This is a genomic window from Sutcliffiella halmapala (genome assembly GCF_002019665.1).
In the GTDB taxonomy this organism is placed as follows: domain Bacteria; phylum Bacillota; class Bacilli; order Bacillales; family Bacillaceae_I; genus Sutcliffiella_A; species Sutcliffiella_A halmapala.
Genome location: NZ_KV917375.1, coordinates 3,204,031 through 3,224,947, shown reverse-complemented (window position 1 = coordinate 3,224,947; position 20,917 = coordinate 3,204,031). Strand labels below are relative to the sequence as shown.

Genomic DNA, 20,917 nt, shown 5'->3' with positions numbered 1-20,917 from the left:
TAAACTAAAGGAGGAATAATTAAATGGCAGAAATACGTTTACATGAAACAGGGGAAAGAATTAGTGTTCAAGAAAATGTAGAGACTTTTTTAACAAATAATGAGGTTATTTATGAAAAATGGGATACTACAAAACTACCTGCTAATCTTCAAGAGAACTATGCATTGACAGCTGAAAATAAAGAGGAAATCTTAGAGGTCTACAAAGCGGAGATTTCAGATATCTCTTTACGCCGCGGCTATCAGGCACAAGATGTTATCTCTTTATCAGAAACTACCCCTAATCTGGAACAGTTATTAAAAAACTTCAACAAAGAACACCATCATACTGATGACGAGGTACGATATATCGTTAGTGGTCATGGCATTTTTGTGATACAAGGCAAGGACGGAAACTTCTTTGATGTAGAATTAGAGCCAGGAGACCTAATTTCTGTGCCACCAAATGTTCGCCATTACTTTACGTTAATGGACGATAGAAAAGTCGTAGCCATTCGTATATTCGTAACAACAGAGGGTTGGGTACCAATTTATGAAAATGAAAAAGTGGAAAATTAACTTTTAAGATTGTTAGGGGCCAGGCACCAAATGGGTGATTTATCCATTTGGTGCCTGGCCCCTTTTGTCTTATTCTTTTAGTCCATCATTCAAAATACTCTCTTCTAAAACAGCAAATTTATCTCCATATACTTTTGTAATATGTTTTTCTCCCCATGCACATAAGGAATCGAGAATCCCTTGTAAGCTCAAACCATATTCACTTAGTTCATATTCTACTTTTGGAGGAACTTGATTGTAGACAATTCGGTTGATTACACCATCCTCTTCTAGTTCACGTAATTGTTGTGTGAGCATTTTTTGTGTAATGGCAGGCATTAAGCGTTTTAGTTCACTTGTGCGCTTTTTCCCATGAGTGAGATGGCAAAGAATGACACATTTCCATTTTCCTCCAATAACTTCGAGTGTTGCTTCCACAGATATATTATATTTCTTTTTTGTCTTTTGCATGCTTATTCTCCTTCTCTATAGGTACTAAAAAGTTCCTATAGAACCTTTTGGTACCTACGGAACTTTAAAGTGCGTTCTTCTCTAATTGATCCTTATGTATCATAATAACATTTGCCGGCTGAAATTCACTAGTTTTTATTTTAGCTAGTTTTTTGCTACATGATAGCAACATTATCCACAAACTATTGTAGGAGGGGGAAATATGACATTAGATAAAAAAAGAAGCATCTTAGCGTTACTAGCGTTAGCGGTGAGCTCATTTGCTATTGGAACTACAGAATTTATTAGTGTAGGGTTGTTACCGTTGATCTCTCAAGATCTAGAAATTTCTGTAACGACAGCGGGGTTAACCGTTTCTTTATATGCTTTAGGAGTAATGTTTGGTGCTCCTATCCTAACTTCAGTGACTTCTAGGATGTCTCGAAAATCATTACTTCTATGGATTATGGTCATTTTTATTATTGGGAATAGCATTGCTGCTAGTGCAACGGGTATTGGTCTCTTACTTTTTGCTCGCGTAATCTCTGCTTTATCACATGGTGTATTCATGTCCATTGGTTCAACCATTGCCGCTAATTTAGTTCCCGAAAATCGCAGAGCAAGTGCTATTTCCATTATGTTTACAGGACTTACTGTTGCTACAGTAACAGGTGTACCATTTGGAACTTTTATCGGGCAGCAATATGGTTGGAGACTTGCCTTTTGGGCAATTGTTGCTATAGGTATTATTGCTTTTCTTGCAATTAGTATACTTATCCCATCAGACTTACCAAAAGGTGTTCGTACAACCTTTCGTGATCAAGCGAAACTGCTAAAGAATGGCCGTTTACTTTTAGTATTTATGATCACAGCATTAGGATATGGAGGAACGTTTGTTGTCTTTACCTATTTAGCTCCATTACTTCAAGATATAACAGGCTTTAAGGCAGAAACGGTAGTAATTATTTTGCTTTTTTATGGTATTGCCATCGCAATAGGAAACATTATTGGTGGAAAGGTTGCGAATCACAAGCCGATTGTGGCCCTATTTTATATGTTTGCAGTACAGGCAATCGTGTTATTTACTTTAACATTTACAGCACCATTTAAAATAGCTGGACTTATTACTATTTTTCTAATGGGATTCTTTGCATTTATGAATGTACCTGGTCTGCAAGTATATGTTGTAATACTTGCAGAGCGTTTTGTTCCTAGTGCAGTGGATGTAGCTTCTGCCATTAATATTGCAGCCTTTAATGCCGGAATCGCAATCGGTGCCTATTTAGGTGGTGTGATTACTGACTCAATCGGGTTAATTCATACAGCCTGGATTGGTGGGATAATGGTGTTTGGAGCGGTCTTGCTCACAGGATGGAGTCGAGCTCTGGAAAGAAAGGATCAATCACATACCACACAATATAAAACAAGCCAAAAAAGTGTAGAAAACGTATCATAAATCTTATTTTAAATTTACTATTTGGAGGATGAAAGAAAATGACAAAACATTTACAAGCAACAACAACTTTGCATAATGGTGTGAAAATGCCTTGGATGGGAATTGGCGTATTTAAAGTAGAGGAAGGGCCGGAGTTAGAAAATGCAGTGAAAATAGCAATTCGTCATGGCTATCGTAGTGTCGACACAGCAGCGATTTATGAAAATGAAGAAGGAGTTGGAAAAGGAATCCAAGCGGGGTTAGAAAGTGCAGGGATATTGAGAGAGGACTTATTTGTAACTTCCAAGGTATGGAATGCCGATCTTGGGTATGAATCTACTATCAATGCTTATGAAACTAGCTTAGAAAAACTTGGATTGGAGTATCTTGACCTATATTTAATTCACTGGCCTGTTGAAGGAAAATATAAAGAGGCTTGGAGAGCATTAGAAACACTATATAAAGAAGGGCGGGTTAAAGCAATCGGTGTAAGCAATTTTCATATCCATCATCTAGAGGAATTGATGATGGATGCAGAAATAAAACCAATGGTAAACCAAGTGGAATACCACCCACGCTTGTCGCAAAGAGAACTCCAGTCTTTCTGCAAAGAACAGGGTATTCAGCTCGAAGCATGGTCGCCATTAATGCAAGGGCAGTTATTAGATAACCTTGAGCTTCAGGAGATAGCCAAAAATTATGGTAAATCTGTTGCCCAAATTATTTTGAGATGGGACCTCCAAAATGGAGTGGTTACCATTCCTAAATCTACAAAAGAACATAGAATTGTCGAAAATGCCTCGATCTTTGATTTTGAATTAACAGACGAAGAAATGAGTCGAATTAACAACCTAAATCAAAATCACCGCGTTGGACCAGATCCAGATAATTTCGATTTCTAATTATATCTTAAGTAGGAACCAACGACACACGACTCTATTAAGGTACAGCGTTGTTTAATAGAGCTTAAAAAATATGAAGAGGCATAATCTCATTTTTCGTGAGGATTATGCCTTTTTTCTTGCGCATTTTTATGAGTAATTCTAAGTCCATTAGGGAATATAATGAAAGATGACAGATAGTGTATATAGGAGGATATTGATGGAACATGTTGTGATTGTTGGGGGAATAGCTGGTGGGATGAGTACCGCTTCAAAGCTTCGACGTTTAAAGGAAGATATCAAGATTACGGTTTATGAAAAAGATGAACATATTTCATACGGTGCTTGTGGATTGCCGTATTACATATCAGGAGTTACTGCGTCTCATGAAGATCTATTGGCAAGAACAGTAGAGGATTTTGAAAAAAGGAATATACAAGTTAATATCAATCATGAAGTAAAGGGAGTTAATCTTAATAAAAAGCAACTAGAAGTAAAGAACCTTAAAACAGAAGAAGAACAAGATGTTAGCTTCGACAAACTTGTAATTGCAACAGGTTCTACTCCCATTATTCCGCCATTTGTTCCGAAAGTAGCAAGCAATGTATTTACGTTAAAAACCCTTAGAGATGGAATGGAGATGCGAAAATTTTTCCAAGATAAATCTGTCCGAAAAGTAGTCATAATTGGAGGCGGCTATATTGGAATGGAGTTAGTGGAAACGATGATTGAGCTTGAAAAGGAAGTAACAGTTATTGAATTACAACCTCATATTCTCCCAAATTATGATAGGGATATAGCTAGCATTATTGAAGATTCACTTGAGGGACGAGCGAATATTTTAACTAAGGAAGAAGTAAAAGAGTTAAGAGTTTCAGGAGGAAAAGTGACAAGTGTCATCACAGATAAAGAAAGCTATGAGGTAGATGCAGTCATTGTTAATATTGGAAATAAACCGAATACTGGATTCCTTAAGGATATAGGATTGGAAATGTTAGATAATGGTGCAATCATAGTGAATCAGCAGCAACAATCTACTATTCCTTTTATTTATGCAGTAGGTGACTGTGCAACAAGTAATCATTTACTACTAAATAAACCAGTCAATATCGGTCTTGGGACGACTGCCAATAAGCATGGAAGGATCGCAGCAGCCAACATTGCGGGTGAAGAGAGCTCATTTCCGGGGATCCTAGGAACAAATGTCGTGAAAATATTGGAATGGACAGTAGCTATGACCGGCCTTACTGAAAAAGAAGCGAAGGAAGAAAATTTTACGGTGAAAACGGTGTTGGTGGAAACAAAAAGTCATGCCTCATACTACCCTGATGCCAAGCCAATTCAAATTAAGCTGGTTTATGAACCTGATACAAAAAAAATACTAAGTGCACAGATAGTTGGATTAGATGAGACAGTTGCAAAACGGATTGATATCTATGCTACAGCTATAACATGTGGATTAACAACAGAGCAATTGGGGATGCTTGATTTATGCTATGCACCTCCATATGCGACGGTATGGGACGCCGTTCAAATAGCAGCAAATGCGGCAAAATAACGATGTGTAAATATTGCGAATTTTCTTTACCTTGTTTAGTGGATATGATACTGTAATAATAGTTTTATACATAAACACCGAGGATTAATGGAGGAGTGAGAAGATGAAAGTACGCTATAATTTTGTGTCGAAACAAGATGTTCAATATTGTGAACCGACCTATACGGTTAAACAAGCTTATGAGAAAATTAAAGAAACAGGTTATCGATGTATCCCGATTTTAATAAACAATGGACGCACCTTTGTTGGTTTAGTTTATAAAGTACATTTACTTGATTATTTATATGAAGGTAAAGGGTCAGAAGAAGATTCCGTTGAAAACTTAATCAAGAATAAAGATGCGTATATTTATGAAGAAGATTCATTTTTCAAAGCGTTTTTTACGATTAAGCGTCTTCCTTTTATCGCGGTTTTAAATGAAGAAGAGGAATTCTTAGGCATCCTCACACATGCAAATGTGATGGATGTATTAGCAGATTCTTTCGGGATGAAAACGGGTGGTTACACATTAACTATTGCTACGATAGAGCATAAAGGGGCAATTAAAGATTTAGTATCTATGTTAAAGGATATTAATATAGATGGTATGTTAACGTTAGATAATGGTGAAAAGTATTTGCGCAGAATAATTGTTAACCTACCTTCAGAGCTTCCTGAGGAAAAATTAAAGAAACTAGTCAAAAAGCTAGAAGAAAAAGAATTTCGTGTGACTCATGTGGACCAAATTGAGGTCGAAAAATAAAAGAAGTTCATTATATACTTATTAACAAAAAAAGAAGAGCATTCTCCAAACTTTGGGAAAATGCTCTTTTTTTGATATTAAGGTGTTATTAATTCTTTTTCTACTAGAAGAGTAGACAAGGTAACAGGCTCTGCTTTTTGCTTTAACCTGGGAATATATTGCTTGAGGACGCTTGCTGTTTTTTCACCAGCTATTCCGACATGCCCAATGGCAATAATACTGTCATCAAAATCGATTTTTCTAATTAGCTGATTTGTTTGTTTAACAATGTGGTTTGTTGTGTAAACCTCATCAAAAAAAAGTTCGTTTTCTAAAAATGGGACTCCAAGCTCACTCGCAATTTCTGAAACAACACTCTTTTTAGAAGTCTTACTATCAAGATAATAGAGCTGTCTTTCTTTGCAAATACCTAAGATTATTTTCATCACTCGCTCATCCGCAGTAGCCTTTGACCCCATATGATTATTTATCCCAACTGCATACGGAACAGCATCGATCGCATCATTTACACGCTTGGCAATTTCTTCATTAGATAAATCTGTTGTTATAGCACCGGGACCAAGCCAACTTTTTTTGCCTTTTATCGGTTCCATAGGAAGGTGGAGAATAACTTCATGTCCTAATTTATGTGCAAGTACTGCATCTTCCTTTGTAGTTGAAAGAAATGGCATTACGGCAATGGTTAGTTTTACTGGTAGATGAAGAATTTCCTCTGTTCCTTTCATATTATTTCCGAAATCATCAATGACAATAGCGACTTTTTTATCGGATTTTTCCTCAGCAAATGCATGCAAGGAGTGAAAAAAAACATTAACACCAATTAAAACTAGAATTAAGTATTTCATCTTAACACCTCATTCTTTACTCGAGTTTCTTTCCATGCTTTGTATTTCTCTATTTCTTTTCCTAATAAGAAATAAAGAAAACTTACTACCACTGCGTCGTCAAGATATCCTATACCTAATAAAAAATCCGGGATGATATCGAAAGGGAAGAAGAAATACAGGATCGTCAAAAAAATAAGGAAAATCGAGAACCTGGATAAATCTTTATATTCCCGTTTTTTCCAGTCGGAGGCTAAATTAACTAGGATACGTATTTCTGTCCATGCTTCATAAAATCCGGGGATACCTCGTTTTGACTTCGATCTTGATTTTTTGATCATTTTCTACAGCTCACTTTTATTTTTCATTACATTTATTTTGTGTTATTTCCTACTATTCATGCGAATGGAAAAAAAATATCGAGAAATTTGTCTAATATTGCGATTCTGTTTACATTATTAGTTATTTTTGTGATAATTCGTAATGGAGAGTTTGAGAGATAAAAGGAGCGAATTATATTGTCATATGAAGGGCATGTAGAGAATCTTTTACTTTTGATAAAAGAAAAAAGAGCCTCTATGATTGTTTTAGCCAACAAAACGGGCTATATAAGTGAACAAACAATTAAGTGCAGCCAAGACTTAGACAAGCTTATATACGAATACCAAGAGATAATTTACCAAAAAAGAACCTTAAAAAAACCACTTCATTCAGGAAGTGGCTAAAAGATTTGAATTAAGAAAATCATGAACAAAAGGCCGATAATAAACGAATAAGTAGAAGTGGTTTCGTGACCATCTCCGTGGCTTTCGGGTATAAGTTCTTTGTAGATAATGTAAAGCATGGCACCAGCAGCAAAGGCTAAACCATAAGGAACTAACGTAGAGACAATAGACGTTAGGTAGTAACCTAATAAAGCCATAGGTATCTCAACTATTCCTGTTAACGTAGCAACGAAGAATGCCCTTATACGATTGATTTTTTGATTGATTAAAAAGAGCGCTACTAAAAAGCCTTCTGGAGCGTTCTGTAAACCGATTGCAAATGCAATTAAATTACCCGTACCTTCAGCATCAGATGCATAACTAACTCCTACAGATAAACCCTCGGGAATATTGTGTAAAGTGATAGCGGCAATAATGAGCATCGCTTTTTGGTCAAATTCAATTCCTTTTAGAGTATGTTCTAGATCTATATGTGGAATTGTTGTTTCGAGCAATGTAAGGGTAAAAACTCCTAATAATAACCCAATCGATAATTGAAGTACCCCGCCATAACTTAATGCTTCAGGAATTAAACTTAAGGTAACTGCTGCCATCATAATACCAGCAGTAAAAGCTAATAAGATGTCCTTCCAGCGATGTGTTAGTGTATTTTTTAGAAAGAGTATTGGCAATGCTCCAACACCAGTAGACATTGCAGCTAAGATACTTCCAGTTAACACTTCATTCATCATATTTTTCCTCTCAGGAGATATGTATTTGTAGCATTCCTATTTAGCAAGCTAAATATTTCAAATGGTATAGGATTTTTCTATAAACGGTTACTTGCTTTAACCATAAGAGCAAGGTAACGATTGTTATGTTATATACCCAATCTAGCAGTAAAAAAGATTACATAGTAATAGAAAGCAGTTGGTACTTATGTTTGAGAATTACAATTTTTTCAAATTACATTGACGAAAACTTAAATATCCTATACCATTAGTCTTAATTCAAGATATAAAAAAAGGAATGACAAGCATGGCTAATAGAAATGACTTAGATGCATCATTAAAATTATTTATTGTACTTTCCAGAGCATTTCGTGCAATTAATGATAAAGCAAACCATTCCATTCAGCGATTTGATTTAAATCCAACTGAATTTGCGGTATTGGAGCTGCTTTATCATAAAGGGGATCAGCCTCTCCAACAAATTGGAGGGAAAATATTACTTGCCAGTGGTAGTATCACGTACGTTGTAGATAAGCTAGAAGGAAAAGGATTACTCATTCGTAAAGCATGTGCAAAGGACCGCAGAGTAACCTACGCTCAAATCACAGAGGAAGGGAAAAAACTCTTGCAGGATATTTTTCCACAGCACGAAGAAAACATCCATCAACTCCTAGACGGTCTAACAACAGAAGAAAAAAAACAAGCAATAGACCTTATAAAAAAACTAGGTCATTTTGCCGCAAAAACAGAAAAAAACTGACATTTGTCAGTTTTTTTCTGTTTTTGCGGTTTTGGGGCCAGGCACTGGCAGGAATATGACAATTTGTGTAGAAATGTATAAGTTGAATATTGTATGTAAAGGGGACGTTTGAGATGAGATTTGAAGATTTCGCATATACACGACCGAATATGGCTGAGGTAGAAAGTAAATATAACGCGGCTTTGGGTAATTTTGAAGCGGCGATTTCGTTAGAGGAACAAGAACAAGCGATAAGAGAAATTAATGAGATACGAAATACTCTAAGCTCTGATTTTAATTTAGTTTATATTCGCCACTCGATTGATACGAATGATGAATTTTATAAAGAAGAACAAGATTTTCTTGATGAAATCGAGCCTTTAACGAAAGCTTTAGACACGAAGTATTATAAAGTTCTAGTAAAATCGCCATTCCGTGCACAATTAGAAGAAAAATGGGGAAGTCAGCTATTTGCACTAGCAGATTGCGAATTAAAAACTTTTGATGACTCCATTATTGAAGACCTGCAGCAAGAAAATAAGTTATCGACGAAATATTCAAAATTAGTAGCTTCTGCTAAAATCAACTTTAATGGTGAAGAATTAACACTAGCCCAGTTAGACCCCTATACGGAATCTACGGATAGGGATGTACGTAAACAATCAAGTGAAGCGAAATTTGGATTCTTCAATGAAAATAAAGAAGAGTTTGACGACATATTTGATCAGTTAGTAAAGCTACGTACTAAGATTGCCCATAAACTTGGATACAAAAACTTTGTTGAACTAGGTTATGCAAGAATGACCCGCACTGATTATGATGCGGAAATGGTGGCAAAATTCCGTGATCAAGTAAAAGAATATATTGTACCGCTTGTTGAAAAGCTAAAGAAAAAACAACAGGAGCGAATTGATGTTCCTGAATTAAAATATTATGATGAAGGTTTTAAATTCAAAACAGGTAATGCTACACCAAAAGGATCACCAGAATGGATTATTGAAAACGGGAAAACTATGTATGAAGAGCTCTCACCAGAGACCAAAGAATTTTTCCAATTTATGATTGATAAAAATTTAATGGATCTTGTTGCCAAAAAAGGGAAAGAAGCTGGTGGGTATTGTACATACATTCCAAACTATAAAACACCGTATATTTTCTCGAATTTTAACGGTACTAGTGGAGATATTGATGTTCTTACACATGAAGCAGGTCATGCATTCCAAGTATATATGAGCCGAGATTTTGATGTTCCAGAATATAATTGGCCAACCTATGAAGCGTGTGAAATTCATTCTATGAGTATGGAATTCTTTACATGGCCTTGGATGGAATTATTCTTCCAAGAAGATACAGAGAAGTATAAGTTCTCTCACTTAAGTGGTGCAATCTCATTCTTGCCATATGGAGTGGCAGTAGATGAATTCCAGCATTTCGTTTATGAAAATCCAGATATAACTCCAGCAGAAAGAAATAAAGCATGGAGAGAAATCGAACTAAAGTACATGCCTAAGCGCGACTATGATGGAAATACCTATTTAGAAGCTGGTGGTTTCTGGCAAAGACAAGGCCATATTTATCGTTCTCCATTCTATTATATTGACTATACACTGGCACAAATTTGTGCACTTCAATACTGGAAGCTTTCTCAAGAGAATCAAGAAAATGCATGGAAATCCTATTTAGAGCTATGCAAGCAAGGTGGAAGCAAATCATTTATCGAATTAGTAAAGTTTGCTAATCTTCGTTCTCCTTTTGAAGCAGGGTGTGTAGAGTCTGTAGTAGATGAAATCGAAGCATATTTAAACAATGTAAACGATAAAGTACTTTAATAGTGAGAGCTGTCGATTCCATTCGACAGCTTTTTCTAACTTTAAGTAACAAATTCGGTCAAGATTCTACTTTCACTTTTTCCTTTACTTTTGTAGAATAGGAGATATATAGTTTATCAATACAGTTTTTTTATCCCGAAATATCATTTTACAATATTCGGTAAAATACATAATAAATTGATTGAAGATACTAGTTAATAACGACTTTTAAAGCTAATAAATTCGTTCTTAAAGTTAAATTTAGTATCAGAAAAGGAAGTGACCCTATGAATACAAAAGTATTGTTTTCAAATGTACAAACACAAAAAATTTACGGGGAATTCCCTATCTCCATTTCCAATATTTTTTCTGATTCCAGACTTGTAACAGTTGACGCTGTTTTTGTTTGTATAAAAGGTTATACGGTTGATGGACATCGCTATATCCCCTCTGCTATAGAGAGAGGTGCGAAAGTAATTGTTGTTCAGGAATTACCTGATGTATTACATGAAGACATTTGTTACGTACAAGTCAGGGATACGGAGCGTGCTATCGGTCAACTTGCGAATGCATTTTTTGAGTATCCGTCAACTAAGTTACGTATCGTTGGAGTCACAGGTACGAACGGGAAGACGACTGTAACAAGTGTCATTAATAATGTAATGAGAAAAGAAGGCTATAAAACAGGTCTAAGTGGGACCATTGAAATTGACATAGATGGTGAAAAGTTCAAAAGTAAAAATACTACGAGTGATGTATTAACGACGCAAAGAATGTTAAAGGATATGGTGGATGCAGGAGTCACAGATGTCGTAATGGAAGTATCCTCTCATGGGCTTTTACTTGGAAGGCTAGCAGGCGTGGAGTTTCAAAATGGCGTATTTACCAATTTAACACAGGATCATTTAGATTTCCATGGCACAATGGAGCACTATAAAAATGCAAAAGGATTACTTTTTGCTCAATTAGGGCAAGACCTCCGAAAGGATAAAGCAGCCATTTTGAATATGGATGATGAGGCATCGAATGATTATATTAGTATGACAAGTGCCAGAATTATTTCTTATGGGATAAAAAATGATGCCGATTTCAGAGCAACAAATCTGCAGTTTTTTGAAAACAAGACCGCATTTACCTTACATACTAATTTTGGCGTTTATGAATTAGAGGTACCGTTTGTAGGGGAATTTAATGTGTACAATATTCTTTCTGTCATTTGTGTTCTTTGGGATAAAGGAATGCCGTTTGAACGAATTTTACAACACTTGAGTGAAACAACACCACCAAGCGGTCGCATGGAAACCTTGCAAACAGGAGATAAGAGAAATGTGATAATTGATTATGCACATACCGAAGATGCTATTGGTAAAGTCCTTGATAGTATTAGAATGTTTTCTAAAAATAGGGTAATTTCTATTATAGGTACAGGTGGGAATAGAGATAAAGATAAACGACCAAAAATGGGAAGAGTTGCAACAGAGAAGTCAGATTATGTGATTTTCACAACAGATAATCCTTTAGATGAACCATTTGATGAAATCGTCCAAGGTTTGGCTTCGGGAGCCGTTCATGAAAATTTTGAATGTATCGGTGATCGCGAGCAAGCAATATTCCGAGCAATCCAATTAGCTGGTGAAGAAGATGTAATCTTAATTGCTGGTAAAGGACATGAGGATTATCAATTAATCGGAACAGAATCTGTGCCATTTAATGATGGAGAAGTTGCAATACGTGCAGTGAAAGCTTATCCACTTACAGAAAGTATTCCTACAACATAGATGATAATGAATAAGGCTGATCTACGTGTGTTTAACGACTTCTTATTTTGAAGTTATGGTGCACTTAGATCAGTTTTTTTTGTATAAAAAATCACTTCTTTTATTGAGAAGAAAAATGTCGAAACATGAAAAGGATGTCCAATTAATGGGGAAAAGGATAGGGATCGTTTTATTTTTATTATTCGTATTGGCTGGTTGTATGAATCAAGAAGTAGCCACAACTGAAGAAAATGTACTAGATAAAGAGGGGCAAACAATTATACAAACAGAGCAAGATGCACCTCTTATTTCACCGGAAGAGGAAAAGAAAAATATTATATTGGAAGATTTAAACATGCGAAAAGATACCGTTTTAAATCAGGATTATGGCGAATCAGTTGAATTTGGTGAATATGTTTCTGGGGTTAAAACAAGAATGAAAACAAATGATAAAGTAATAGCACTTACTTTAGATGCGTGTGGCGGAGAAAATGGAAGTGGATATGATTATGCTTTAATGGATTTTTTACTTGAAAATAAAATTAAAGCAAACCTTTTTATAAATGCTCGTTGGATTGAAGTGCAGAAGGAAGCATTTATGGAATTAGCAAGTAATCCTTTATTTGAAATAGAAAATCATGGTACAGAGCATCGACCGTTATCTACTGTTCCTAAGTCTGCTTGGGGGATAGCAAGCACTTCTACTAAAAGCGAAATTGTAGACGAAATAACTGATAATCAAGAAAAGATATTAACATTGACAGGGAAACAACCTCGTTTTTTTAGATCAGGCACTGCTTTTTACGATGATGTATCCGTCCAAATGGCAGAAGATTTAGGGGTAGAGATTGTGAATTTTGATGTAATTGGAGATGGCGGAGCTACTTTCACTAAAGAACAAGTGGAGGAATCGATGCTTCTAGCAACCGCAGGATCCATTATTATTCTTCATATGAATCAGCCTAACAGCGAGACTGCAGAAGGAGTTAAGTCAGCCATCTTAACTCTATTGGAACAAGGATTCAGTTTTGTTCATTTACACGAATACGAATTGGAATAGGATTCTTACATTACAGTTTAGTTACATATACATATTTGTATTAATGCAGGTCACGATAACTGTGGGAGGGATGTATCGTGACCTGTTTTTTTCATCTTTTATTTTCGATTGTATTATTATTTAACGTTTCCGCTTGTCAGGCAAAAACTAAAATAGAAAAAGCAAAAGTGAATATGACAGACCCTATTGTCAGCGAGCCGTTAACAAAACCAATTAAGCTAGATCATCTATTGGATCTCAATAATCGGCAGCAGATTGAATCTGAATATGAATTAAGGAAGTATCTCATTGAAACATATAAACTTCCTCACAATTGGGAAAAAAAGATCACCCAAGTAACTGCTCGTTCCGATAAAAAAAATCGTGTGATTGCGATTACATTAGATGGGGAAGAGGCAAGAACGAAAAAGGAGGAGGAGCAAAATCGAATTATTTACATGAAAGAAAATCAAGAGAATTTTCCTTTCTCAATAAACTCAAAAGGTGTATGGCGAAGTGAAGGTTCGTACATGTCAATAACCTCCAATTTGTTCACTAAAGAAACAAAGAAGCAAGCAAGTAGTAATAATCTTCATGAACTATCACTTGCGGTGAACGGAAAGGAAGCAGCAGAAAACATAAATAAAGCAATAGTACAACAACAAAAGATAGACAAACTTTCAGAAAAAAATCCTGAACTTAAAATTTCTTTAAAAAAAGATAAGAAAATAAATAAAGTGATGGAAGAGAAAAAGGGGAATTTATTCTTACAAACTCGGCTAAAAACAGTGGAAATGCATCAATATATTAGAGAAACCTTACTACATTCAAAAGCAGGAGCTGTAATTATTCTACATCAACAGCATTCCTATCGAAAACCAGTAAAAAGTATAAAGGTCCGTGTGCCAGAGTTTAAGAGCCGTGGATTTCGAATTATTCAGATGAAAAAATAGAGGTTTGTCACCTACAAAGTAAACAAAAGAACTATCTTTTGCATACTTTGAGATGCCAAACCCTTGGAATGAATTATTGAACTTTTACAATAATAACGTCCTTTTCTACATCTATCAAGATGGATATAGGATTGTTGTGTTCAAGTAATAGGTCAGTAATAAGATCTTCCACCTGTTCTTGGATAACCCGTCGTAAAGGTCTTGCTCCAAAAGCCGGATGATAGCCGAGTTCTGCTAATTTTTCTTTTGCTTCTGTAGTTATCTTTAACGTAAGATTTCGTTCATCCTGTAACATTTCAGAAAGTTCATTAAGCATATTATCAACAATTAACAATAAATGTTCCTTCTCTAGTTTTTCAAATTCAATAATGGTATCAAAGCGATTCAAGAATTCTGGTTTGAAGTATGAGGATAGAGACTCCAGAATGGAGCTTTGTGAACGATCCTCTTGTTTTTCGAAACCTACCGTGATTTTCTTATCTGTTACTCCAGCATTACTAGTCATGATAATAACAGTGTCCTTAAAGCTTACGGTTCTCCCCTGGCTATCTGTCAAGCGACCGTCTTCCATCACTTGCAGGAAGAGGTGAAGAACATCAGGATGGGCTTTCTCCATCTCATCAAGTAATATGATGCTATAAGGATTTCTGCGTACTTTTTCGGTTAACTGTCCTGCTTCTTCATGACCAACATAACCTGGAGGGGAGCCGATAAGCTTGGAGATTGAATGCTTCTCCATATATTCACTCATGTCAAAGCGGATGAAGGAATCCTTGGTACCAAATAATTCTTCTGCTAAAGATTTAGTAAGCTCGGTTTTCCCAACCCCAGTCGGTCCTACAAATAAGAAGGAACCTATAGGTCGTTCTTTTCTTTTTAAACCTGCTCTACTTCTTCGAATTGCCTTAGCTATTTTTTTAACTGCTTCCTTTTGACCGATAACTTGTTTATTCAAATTTTCTTCTAAGTTACGAAGCTTTTCTTGTTCATCCTGTTGAAGCTTTCCGACAGGAATTCCTGTTTTTTCTTCCATAATTGCTTGAATATCTTCCAAAGTAACCGTAGCTTTTTCTTGTGTTTGATTATTGCGTTTGGCTTCTAAATTTACTTCTTCATCACGTAATTTTGCAGCAATTTCATATTTTTCTTCTTTTAGTGCAGTTTGTTTTTCTCGTTCGATCTCAGCTAATCGAACGTTAATAGTCTCTAAATCGACTGCATCGATAAGTAGATTCTTTTTTGAACCAGCTTCATCTAAAAGATCAATGGCTTTGTCTGGTAAGAAACGATCTTGAATATAGCGATGAGATAACTGAACACAAGCTTGGATTGCTTCCTTTGTGTAGGCAACTTGATGGAAATCCTCGTATTTTGATTGGATCCCTTTTATGATTTCCAGTGCTTTTTCCGGTGTTGGTTCTTTTACCATGACAGGTTGGAAGCGTCGCTCTAAAGCAGCATCTTTTTCTATTTGTCGATATTCTTTTAAGGTAGTTGCACCTACAAGTTGTAATTCTCCTCGTGCTAAAGCTGGTTTTAAAATGTTTCCTGCGTCCATGGAGCCTTCTGCAGATCCAGCGCCGACGATTAAATGTAGTTCATCTACGAACAAAATAACATTTTTTCTAGCTTGTAATTCTGCTATTATTTGTTTTAATCTCTCTTCAAATTGCCCACGGATTCCAGTGTTGGCAACGAGCGATGCGACATCGAGCAAGTAAATTTCTTTATTGCGTAATTTTGCTGGAACATCGCCTTCTGTAATCTTTAATGCAAGGCCTTCTACAATAGCAGTCTTTCCTACTCCAGGTTCGCCAATCAGTACTGGATTGTTTTTGTTGCGTCTATTTAAAATTTCAATGACTCTTTTAATTTCTTTTTCTCTTCCAATGACAGGATCAATCAAGCCAGCTTTGGCAATGTTTGTTACATTCTTTGCTAACTCATCTAGGATTCCACCGCCCTTACGAGAAGTTTGAAGTGGACTTGTTTGTTCATTGTTTGTAAAAGGATGACCTGTTCCTTCAAAAGGAATATGATTAGAAAAGTTCGGGAAGAAACTGTTTGGTGTTTGTAATTTTGCTCTTTCTTCTTCGAAACAGGAAGAGCATAGGATAAGTTGTTTTTGTTCAGAATTAAATTGGAATTTAACGTGAATGGTCGCTTGGTTTTGCTCGCATTTTTGACATTTCATACTTTGCTACCTCCTTAATATTTTGGCTACTCTGAAAATAGGTAGGTTGCCTGTTAAACTCCCTGATGATCTCCGTTGCAGGAGTCTCATACCTTCAACTACAATCTAAAGGGAAGAGCAACTTAATAAAAATCAACTTTGACTATCTTTGACCTTTAAGGTTTGCTTTTAGTATACTTTGACCTTTTTTGACTTTCAAGTACTTTGCTTAGATGTAATTTTTGGAATTCGATAAAATGATTCTGTATATTCCGAAATATCCATTGACTTCTTCAATTTTGTGTTGCATAATGACAAAAAGCATCAACCTGACTTTAACAGAATAGCAGTACTTCTTATTTAGAGTGGCGGAGGGACAGACCCTAAGAAGCCCGGCAACCTTCAATGTTTTGAAAAGGTGCTAATTTCTGCAGATTTTTTAATCTGAGAGATAAGAAGAGGAAAACGATTCTATCGCCTCTTCTTATCGAAGGGGCTTTTTATATTTGACTTAGTTAAAGTTGATTTTTGCTCTTTTTGTAAAGGAGGATTATTTTTTATAGGAATAATCGCTTTTAAGAATTAATAAGGTGAAGTATATCTTCTTCAAATGTATGTTTAATGAATCACAACAAATTGAATATCTCTTATCGAGAGTGACCGAGGGATCAGGCCCTATGAAGTCCGGCAACCATCAAGTATTTTGCTTGAAAAGGTGCTAATTCCTGCAGGTGAAAGCAGCCTGGGAGATAAGAGGAGGTAGATATCCCTCTTCTTATGAAGGGGGATTTTTGTTGTTGAAAATAAAAAAATGGAGGAAATAAACATGACAAATGTAAATGAATCCTATGGTTTAGAAACGCTATTATTACATGGAGGACAGAGTCCAGATCCAACTACTGGGTGTCGTGCGGTTCCGATTTATCAAACTACTTCTTATGTTTTTGACAATACAGAGCATGCGCAAAACTTGTTTGGATTAAATGAGTTTGGAAATATCTATACTCGAATTATGAACCCGACGGTGGATGTGCTAGAAAAAAGAATAGCTCTGTTGGAGGGTGGTGTAGCAGCGGTTGCTACTAGTTCTGGCATGGCAGCAATTGTTTTTGCAATACTAAATATTGCCCATGCAGGGGATGAGATTATTGCAGATAGTAAGTTGTATGGTGGTACCTATAACCTGTTTGCCGTCACTCTACCTAAGTATGGGATTAATGTGAAATTTGTAGATGGAACGGATCCCGAAAATTTCAGGGCAGCAATTACTCCAAAAACAAAGGCATTATTTGGAGAAATTATTGGGAATCCAAGCTTACATGTATTAGATGTAGAAGCTGTTGCTAAGGTAGCTCATGATAACGATATTCCTTTAATTATCGATAACACTTTTGCTTCTCCTTACTTAAGTAATCCGATCAAGTGGGGGGCAGACATTGTAGTTCATTCAGCAACAAAATGGATTGGTGGACACGGGACCACGATTGGAGGGATTGTCGTGGATGGGGGAACATTCAATTGGAAGAATCCGAAATTTCCGGGATTAACCGAACCTGATGAGAGCTATAACGGGATTAACTACGCAGATACTTTTGGTAATCTTGCGTATGCCATAAAGCTAAGAGTACAGTTACTTAGAGATTTTGGAGCTTGCCTAAGTCCGCAAAGTGCCTTCTTACTTCTGCAAGGATTAGAAACGCTTCATTTAAGAGTGGAGAAACATAATGAAAATGCCATCGAGTTAGCAGAATTCTTACAGGATCATCCTGCGGTAGAATGGGTTTCTCATCCAAGTCTTCCGAGTCACCCAGCGCACAATTTAGCGAAAAAATATCTTAGAGACGGTTATGGATCAATCGTTAATTTTGGCATAAAGGGTGGAAAAGATGCTGGTAGAAAGCTAATTGATAACATAAAGCTTTGGTCACATGTTGCAAATGTTGGAGATGCTAAGTCTTTAATTATCCACCCTGCATCAACCACTCACCAACAATTAACGAGTGAAGCTTTGAAGAAAACAGGAGTAACGGAAGACTTGATTCGATTATCTGTTGGAATTGAATCAATAAATGATTTGAAAAATGAACTGGATCAAGCACTTTTTACTGCAACAGGGAAGTCTTTGAAAGTCGGAAGTGTTTAGTCTTTGAAATTTATAGAAGAGAGCTGAAAGCTAGTGAGTGAAAACTTATATAAACGAAAAGCTGATAAAGTTTCCATTGGAAGGTTTCCACTAGAAAATGGGGAAGTACTGGAAGATGTTGAAATAGCTTACGAGCGAGTAGGGAACCTAGAAGGAGAAACCATCATCGTCTGTCATGCGTTAACAGGTAATCAGTTTGCAGTAGGTACGGAGGAATTAAAGGGGTGGTGGAGCTCTTTTATTGGGCCTGATTTATACATTGATACAAACAAATACCAAGTTTTTACCATGAATGTTCTTGGTGGATGTGCGGGGTCAACTGGTCCCACCACTATTAATCCTTTAACTGGAGAGAAATACCGTGGGGATTTTCCAACTGTAACCATAAGAGATATCGTACATTCTCACTACCAAGCATTAAGGAAGTTAAAAATTAATAAGGCAAAAGCGATTATCGGTGGCTCACTTGGAGGAATGCAGGTATTGGAATGGGGTATTCTTTATCCTTCTTTCGCTGATATGCTTGTACCTATGGCCGTTACTCCTTATTTTACCGACTATGCGCTTGCGTTTAATTGTATTGGGAGGAAAGCAATAACATCAGATCCTCATTGGAAGAATGGCTATTATCAGGATAGTACAGAGATAAAAGGACTTGAAATAGCGCGAATGGTAGGTTTGGTCACCTACCGATCTGAAACACTATTTAATCGCCGGTTTTGCAGAGAGAGGAAAGAGCAACTCACCACTAATCCAACAATTGAGTATCAAGTAGATTCTTATATGAAATATCAAGGAGAGAAGTTCACTCGTCGTTTTGATGCTAACAGCTATCTTTGTTTACTACAAGCAATGGATCAATTTGATATTGGCTGGAAGCGGGATGGCTGGCAACAAGCATTACAAAAAATAGAGGCAGAGATTTGTATGATTGGTTTTTCAAAGGATTTGCTCTATCCTCCTAACATGATTCGTGAAACAGTTAATGAATTAAGAATGAAAAGCAAAAAAGCCACTTACTTAGAGGTCATAACGGAATTTGGCCATGATGGGTTTTTAGTAGAATTTGAAAAATGGGCTCATGAGGTGAAGGATTTGATAGAAAAGAATGAAAGAAAGGAAGCAAACATATGTCTAGCATAAACATTGCCCTTTTGGGATATGGAACAGTTGGGAAAGGTGTATATAAAACCATCGAATCACATCAGGAGCGTTTGCAGCAGCTCTTAGGAAAGCCAGTAAAAGTGGTAGCAATCCTTGTTCAAGATAAAACAAAACATATAATTCCTAGTAAAGAAGTATTATTCACAACTAATTTTGATGAGATTACACGTATTCCTAATCTCCATATTGTGATTGATGCCATTGTGGGAAAAGAACCTGGCTTCTCTTATTTGAAAATAGCGATCGAAAAGGGCTGTCATGTCATTACTGCTAATAAAGAAATGTTTGCTTTTCACGGTAGTGAGCTTCAAAGCCAGGCAAAGAAAAAAGGCGTCTCGATTGGATTTGAAGCAACCGTTGCTGGTGGCGTACCTGTAATTCAAACCATAAAACAGCTGCTTCAAGTAAATCATATTTTGAAAGTGGAGGCGATTCTCAACGGTACATCCAATTTTATCTTATCTAACATGAGGATAGAAGGTACTTCGTTTGAAGAAACACTCCAATTAGCGAAAGAGCACGGATATGCTGAGGCAGATCCGACGAATGATATTCAAGGATACGATGCTTTTTATAAAGGGATGGTATTAAGCCAATTAATTTTTCAAAAGCAACCTTCTGTTGAGGAGGTAAAAAGAAAGGGGATAACAAACATACTTGCTATGCAAATAGAAATTGCCGAATCAGCTGGTTTAAGATTCAAGCATATTGTTTCTCTCTTTAAACAGGGCGAAGAGGTGCATTGTAAAGTTGAACCTGTTCTAGTTACTGAAGAGCATCCTTTTTATCAAGTAGAAGGCGTTCAGAATAGTGTTTCCATTGCAACGGATTTGCTTGGAAATATCCAATTGCAAGGACCTGGGGCAGGAATGTTTCCTACTGCAAGTGCGGTGCTAGAAGATTTAATTCAATTAAATCGAACATCAATAGTAGAACCAAGTTTTAAAGAATGGACAGATAGTAGTGAAACTTCTGCAAAATGGGTGCTATTTTGCGACACGTATCAGTTAGTTGCATTTCAAGAAACGATCCATGTTGTTGATCGCATCCATAAAAAGGCGGTAGTTGTGGAGAGTAAGGATGAGGTTATTGCGTCCTTTCAATCTGCCTATCCAGATATAGAATATTACGCTTTAAAAGGACCATATGAATCCAAAGTTGCTACAGTATCAGTATGATTATCCGAATTATAGGAAAATGATTTCATTCTAGGCATTCCTCCACCAGAAACTGCCTTATGCAAGCCGTAAGCTGAACGAGGCGCTGGCGCTTTTGTTCTA

19 protein-coding genes and 2 riboswitches are annotated in these 20,917 nt (G+C 36.3%); of the genes, 14 read left to right on the top strand and 5 right to left on the bottom strand.

Features of this window, described 5'->3' with window-relative positions; all coding sequences use genetic code 11:
• Positions 1 to 23 precede the first annotated feature (23 nt).
• Entirely contained in the window at positions 24 to 557 is a 534-nt protein-coding gene (locus tag BK580_RS15945; protein WP_078381300.1) for a 1,2-dihydroxy-3-keto-5-methylthiopentene dioxygenase, read from the top strand.
• A gap of 69 nt (positions 558 to 626) precedes the next feature.
• Here BK580_RS15945 and BK580_RS15940 read toward each other — a convergent pair whose 3' ends face one another.
• Positions 627 to 1,007 (bottom strand): winged helix-turn-helix transcriptional regulator, encoded by a 381-nt coding sequence (locus BK580_RS15940; RefSeq protein ID WP_078381299.1) that lies wholly within the window; start codon positions 1,005 to 1,007, stop codon positions 627 to 629.
• A gap of 202 nt (positions 1,008 to 1,209) precedes the next feature.
• Between BK580_RS15940 and BK580_RS15935 the strand changes: the two genes are divergently transcribed.
• The 4 genes from BK580_RS15935 (at position 1,210) to cbpA (ending at position 5,602) form a co-directional block, all read left to right on the top strand.
• Entirely contained in the window at positions 1,210 to 2,442 is a 1,233-nt protein-coding gene (locus BK580_RS15935) for an MFS transporter (RefSeq protein ID WP_078381298.1), read from the top strand.
• A 38-nt stretch (positions 2,443 to 2,480) separates the two neighbouring features.
• Positions 2,481 to 3,323, top strand: coding sequence for an aldo/keto reductase (locus BK580_RS15930; RefSeq protein ID WP_078381297.1), 843 nt, complete (start codon positions 2,481 to 2,483; stop codon positions 3,321 to 3,323).
• Positions 3,324 to 3,522: 199 nt separating this feature from the next.
• The gene (locus tag BK580_RS15925; RefSeq protein ID WP_078381296.1) at positions 3,523 to 4,860 is read left to right on the top strand and encodes a CoA-disulfide reductase; all 1,338 of its coding nucleotides are present in this window, start codon (positions 3,523 to 3,525) and stop codon (positions 4,858 to 4,860) included.
• A 103-nt stretch (positions 4,861 to 4,963) separates the two neighbouring features.
• Positions 4,964 to 5,602, top strand: coding sequence for a cyclic di-AMP binding protein CbpA (cbpA, locus tag BK580_RS15920; RefSeq protein ID WP_078381295.1), 639 nt, complete (start codon positions 4,964 to 4,966; stop codon positions 5,600 to 5,602).
• A gap of 77 nt (positions 5,603 to 5,679) precedes the next feature.
• Here the strand turns inward: cbpA and BK580_RS15915 are convergent, their stop codons facing one another.
• A complete protein-coding gene (locus BK580_RS15915; protein ID WP_078381294.1) occupies positions 5,680 to 6,447 on the bottom strand; it encodes a divergent polysaccharide deacetylase family protein in 768 nt (255 codons plus the stop codon).
• Positions 6,444 to 6,767 carry a YkvA family protein gene (locus BK580_RS24165; RefSeq protein ID WP_078381293.1) on the bottom strand — a complete coding sequence of 108 codons (324 nt, stop codon included), beginning with the start codon at positions 6,765 to 6,767 and terminating at the stop codon, positions 6,444 to 6,446. The genes BK580_RS15915 and BK580_RS24165 overlap by 4 nt, the downstream gene beginning before the upstream one ends.
• Positions 6,768 to 6,944: 177 nt before the next feature.
• Here BK580_RS24165 and BK580_RS15905 point away from each other — a divergent pair, with 177 nt between their 5' ends.
• Complete coding sequence (locus BK580_RS15905; protein WP_078381292.1) at positions 6,945 to 7,151, top strand: aspartyl-phosphate phosphatase Spo0E family protein; 207 nt, start codon at positions 6,945 to 6,947, stop codon at positions 7,149 to 7,151.
• Here the strand turns inward: BK580_RS15905 and BK580_RS15900 are convergent.
• On the bottom strand, positions 7,148 to 7,879 hold the full coding sequence (locus BK580_RS15900; RefSeq protein WP_078382799.1) for a ZIP family metal transporter: 732 nt from the start codon (positions 7,877 to 7,879) through the stop codon (positions 7,148 to 7,150). The genes BK580_RS15905 and BK580_RS15900 overlap by 4 nt on opposite strands.
• Positions 7,880 to 8,159: 280 nt before the next feature.
• Between BK580_RS15900 and BK580_RS15895 the strand changes: the two genes are divergently transcribed.
• The 5 genes from BK580_RS15895 (at position 8,160) to BK580_RS15875 (ending at position 14,157) form a co-directional block, all read left to right on the top strand.
• Positions 8,160 to 8,621, top strand: coding sequence for a MarR family winged helix-turn-helix transcriptional regulator (locus BK580_RS15895; RefSeq protein ID WP_139364918.1), 462 nt, complete (start codon positions 8,160 to 8,162; stop codon positions 8,619 to 8,621).
• Positions 8,622 to 8,734: 113 nt separating this feature from the next.
• Positions 8,735 to 10,429, top strand: a complete 1,695-nt coding sequence (locus BK580_RS15890; RefSeq protein ID WP_078381290.1) for a M3 family oligoendopeptidase — start codon at positions 8,735 to 8,737, stop codon at positions 10,427 to 10,429.
• Positions 10,430 to 10,695: 266 nt separating this feature from the next.
• The gene (locus tag BK580_RS15885; protein WP_078381289.1) at positions 10,696 to 12,186 is read left to right on the top strand and encodes a UDP-N-acetylmuramoyl-L-alanyl-D-glutamate--2,6-diaminopimelate ligase; all 1,491 of its coding nucleotides are present in this window, start codon (positions 10,696 to 10,698) and stop codon (positions 12,184 to 12,186) included.
• A gap of 145 nt (positions 12,187 to 12,331) precedes the next feature.
• Positions 12,332 to 13,225, top strand: a complete 894-nt coding sequence (locus BK580_RS15880; protein WP_078381288.1) for a polysaccharide deacetylase family protein — start codon at positions 12,332 to 12,334, stop codon at positions 13,223 to 13,225.
• A 77-nt stretch (positions 13,226 to 13,302) separates the two neighbouring features.
• Positions 13,303 to 14,157 carry a hypothetical protein gene (locus BK580_RS15875; protein ID WP_078381287.1) on the top strand — a complete coding sequence of 285 codons (855 nt, stop codon included), beginning with the start codon at positions 13,303 to 13,305 and terminating at the stop codon, positions 14,155 to 14,157.
• Between the two features lie 73 nt (positions 14,158 to 14,230).
• Here BK580_RS15875 and BK580_RS15870 read toward each other — a convergent pair whose 3' ends face one another.
• Positions 14,231 to 16,351 carry an ATP-dependent Clp protease ATP-binding subunit gene (locus BK580_RS15870; protein ID WP_078381286.1) on the bottom strand — a complete coding sequence of 707 codons (2,121 nt, stop codon included), beginning with the start codon at positions 16,349 to 16,351 and terminating at the stop codon, positions 14,231 to 14,233.
• A gap of 332 nt (positions 16,352 to 16,683) precedes the next feature.
• Positions 16,684 to 16,788: riboswitch (SAM riboswitch) on the top strand.
• A 186-nt stretch (positions 16,789 to 16,974) separates the two neighbouring features.
• Positions 16,975 to 17,086, top strand: a riboswitch (SAM riboswitch).
• A gap of 70 nt (positions 17,087 to 17,156) precedes the next feature.
• Here BK580_RS15870 and BK580_RS15865 point away from each other — a divergent pair.
• Genes BK580_RS15865 through BK580_RS15855 form a run of 3 tightly spaced genes read left to right on the top strand, consistent with a single transcriptional unit; the run spans position 17,157 to position 20,815 of the window.
• Positions 17,157 to 18,473 carry an O-acetylhomoserine aminocarboxypropyltransferase/cysteine synthase family protein gene (locus tag BK580_RS15865; RefSeq protein ID WP_078381285.1) on the top strand — a complete coding sequence of 439 codons (1,317 nt, stop codon included), beginning with the start codon at positions 17,157 to 17,159 and terminating at the stop codon, positions 18,471 to 18,473.
• 33 nt (positions 18,474 to 18,506) lie between these two features.
• Positions 18,507 to 19,616 (top strand): homoserine O-acetyltransferase MetX, encoded by a 1,110-nt coding sequence (metX, locus tag BK580_RS15860; protein WP_078381284.1) that lies wholly within the window; start codon positions 18,507 to 18,509, stop codon positions 19,614 to 19,616.
• Positions 19,604 to 20,815: a homoserine dehydrogenase gene (locus BK580_RS15855; protein ID WP_078381283.1), complete on the top strand. Its 1,212-nt coding sequence runs from the start codon at positions 19,604 to 19,606 to the stop codon at positions 20,813 to 20,815. The genes metX and BK580_RS15855 overlap by 13 nt, the downstream gene beginning before the upstream one ends.
• The last annotated feature ends 102 nt before the right edge of the window (positions 20,816 to 20,917 follow it).

Excerpts from the sequence above, each read along its gene's own strand:
- BK580_RS15945 (WP_078381300.1), top strand. The coding sequence starts at position 24 with ATGGCAGAAATACGTTTACATGAAACAGGGGAAAGAATTAGTGTTCAA.
- cbpA (WP_078381295.1), top strand. The coding sequence starts at position 4,964 with ATGAAAGTACGCTATAATTTTGTGTCGAAACAAGATGTTCAATATTGT.
- BK580_RS15895 (WP_139364918.1), top strand. The coding sequence starts at position 8,160 with ATGACAAGCATGGCTAATAGAAATGACTTAGATGCATCATTAAAATTA.
- BK580_RS15930 (WP_078381297.1), top strand. The coding sequence starts at position 2,481 with ATGACAAAACATTTACAAGCAACAACAACTTTGCATAATGGTGTGAAA.
- BK580_RS15880 (WP_078381288.1), top strand. The coding sequence starts at position 12,332 with ATGGGGAAAAGGATAGGGATCGTTTTATTTTTATTATTCGTATTGGCT.
- BK580_RS15940 (WP_078381299.1), bottom strand. The coding sequence starts at position 1,007 with ATGCAAAAGACAAAAAAGAAATATAATATATCTGTGGAAGCAACACTC.
- BK580_RS15925 (WP_078381296.1), top strand. The coding sequence starts at position 3,523 with ATGGAACATGTTGTGATTGTTGGGGGAATAGCTGGTGGGATGAGTACC.
- BK580_RS15870 (WP_078381286.1), bottom strand. The coding sequence starts at position 16,351 with ATGAAATGTCAAAAATGCGAGCAAAACCAAGCGACCATTCACGTTAAA.
- BK580_RS15890 (WP_078381290.1), top strand. The coding sequence starts at position 8,735 with ATGAGATTTGAAGATTTCGCATATACACGACCGAATATGGCTGAGGTA.
- BK580_RS24165 (WP_078381293.1), bottom strand. The coding sequence starts at position 6,767 with ATGATCAAAAAATCAAGATCGAAGTCAAAACGAGGTATCCCCGGATTT.
- BK580_RS15865 (WP_078381285.1), top strand. The coding sequence starts at position 17,157 with ATGACAAATGTAAATGAATCCTATGGTTTAGAAACGCTATTATTACAT.
- BK580_RS15855 (WP_078381283.1), top strand. The coding sequence starts at position 19,604 with ATGTCTAGCATAAACATTGCCCTTTTGGGATATGGAACAGTTGGGAAA.
- BK580_RS15935 (WP_078381298.1), top strand. The coding sequence starts at position 1,210 with ATGACATTAGATAAAAAAAGAAGCATCTTAGCGTTACTAGCGTTAGCG.
- BK580_RS15900 (WP_078382799.1), bottom strand. The coding sequence starts at position 7,879 with ATGAATGAAGTGTTAACTGGAAGTATCTTAGCTGCAATGTCTACTGGT.
- BK580_RS15915 (WP_078381294.1), bottom strand. The coding sequence starts at position 6,447 with ATGAAATACTTAATTCTAGTTTTAATTGGTGTTAATGTTTTTTTTCAC.
- BK580_RS15885 (WP_078381289.1), top strand. The coding sequence starts at position 10,696 with ATGAATACAAAAGTATTGTTTTCAAATGTACAAACACAAAAAATTTAC.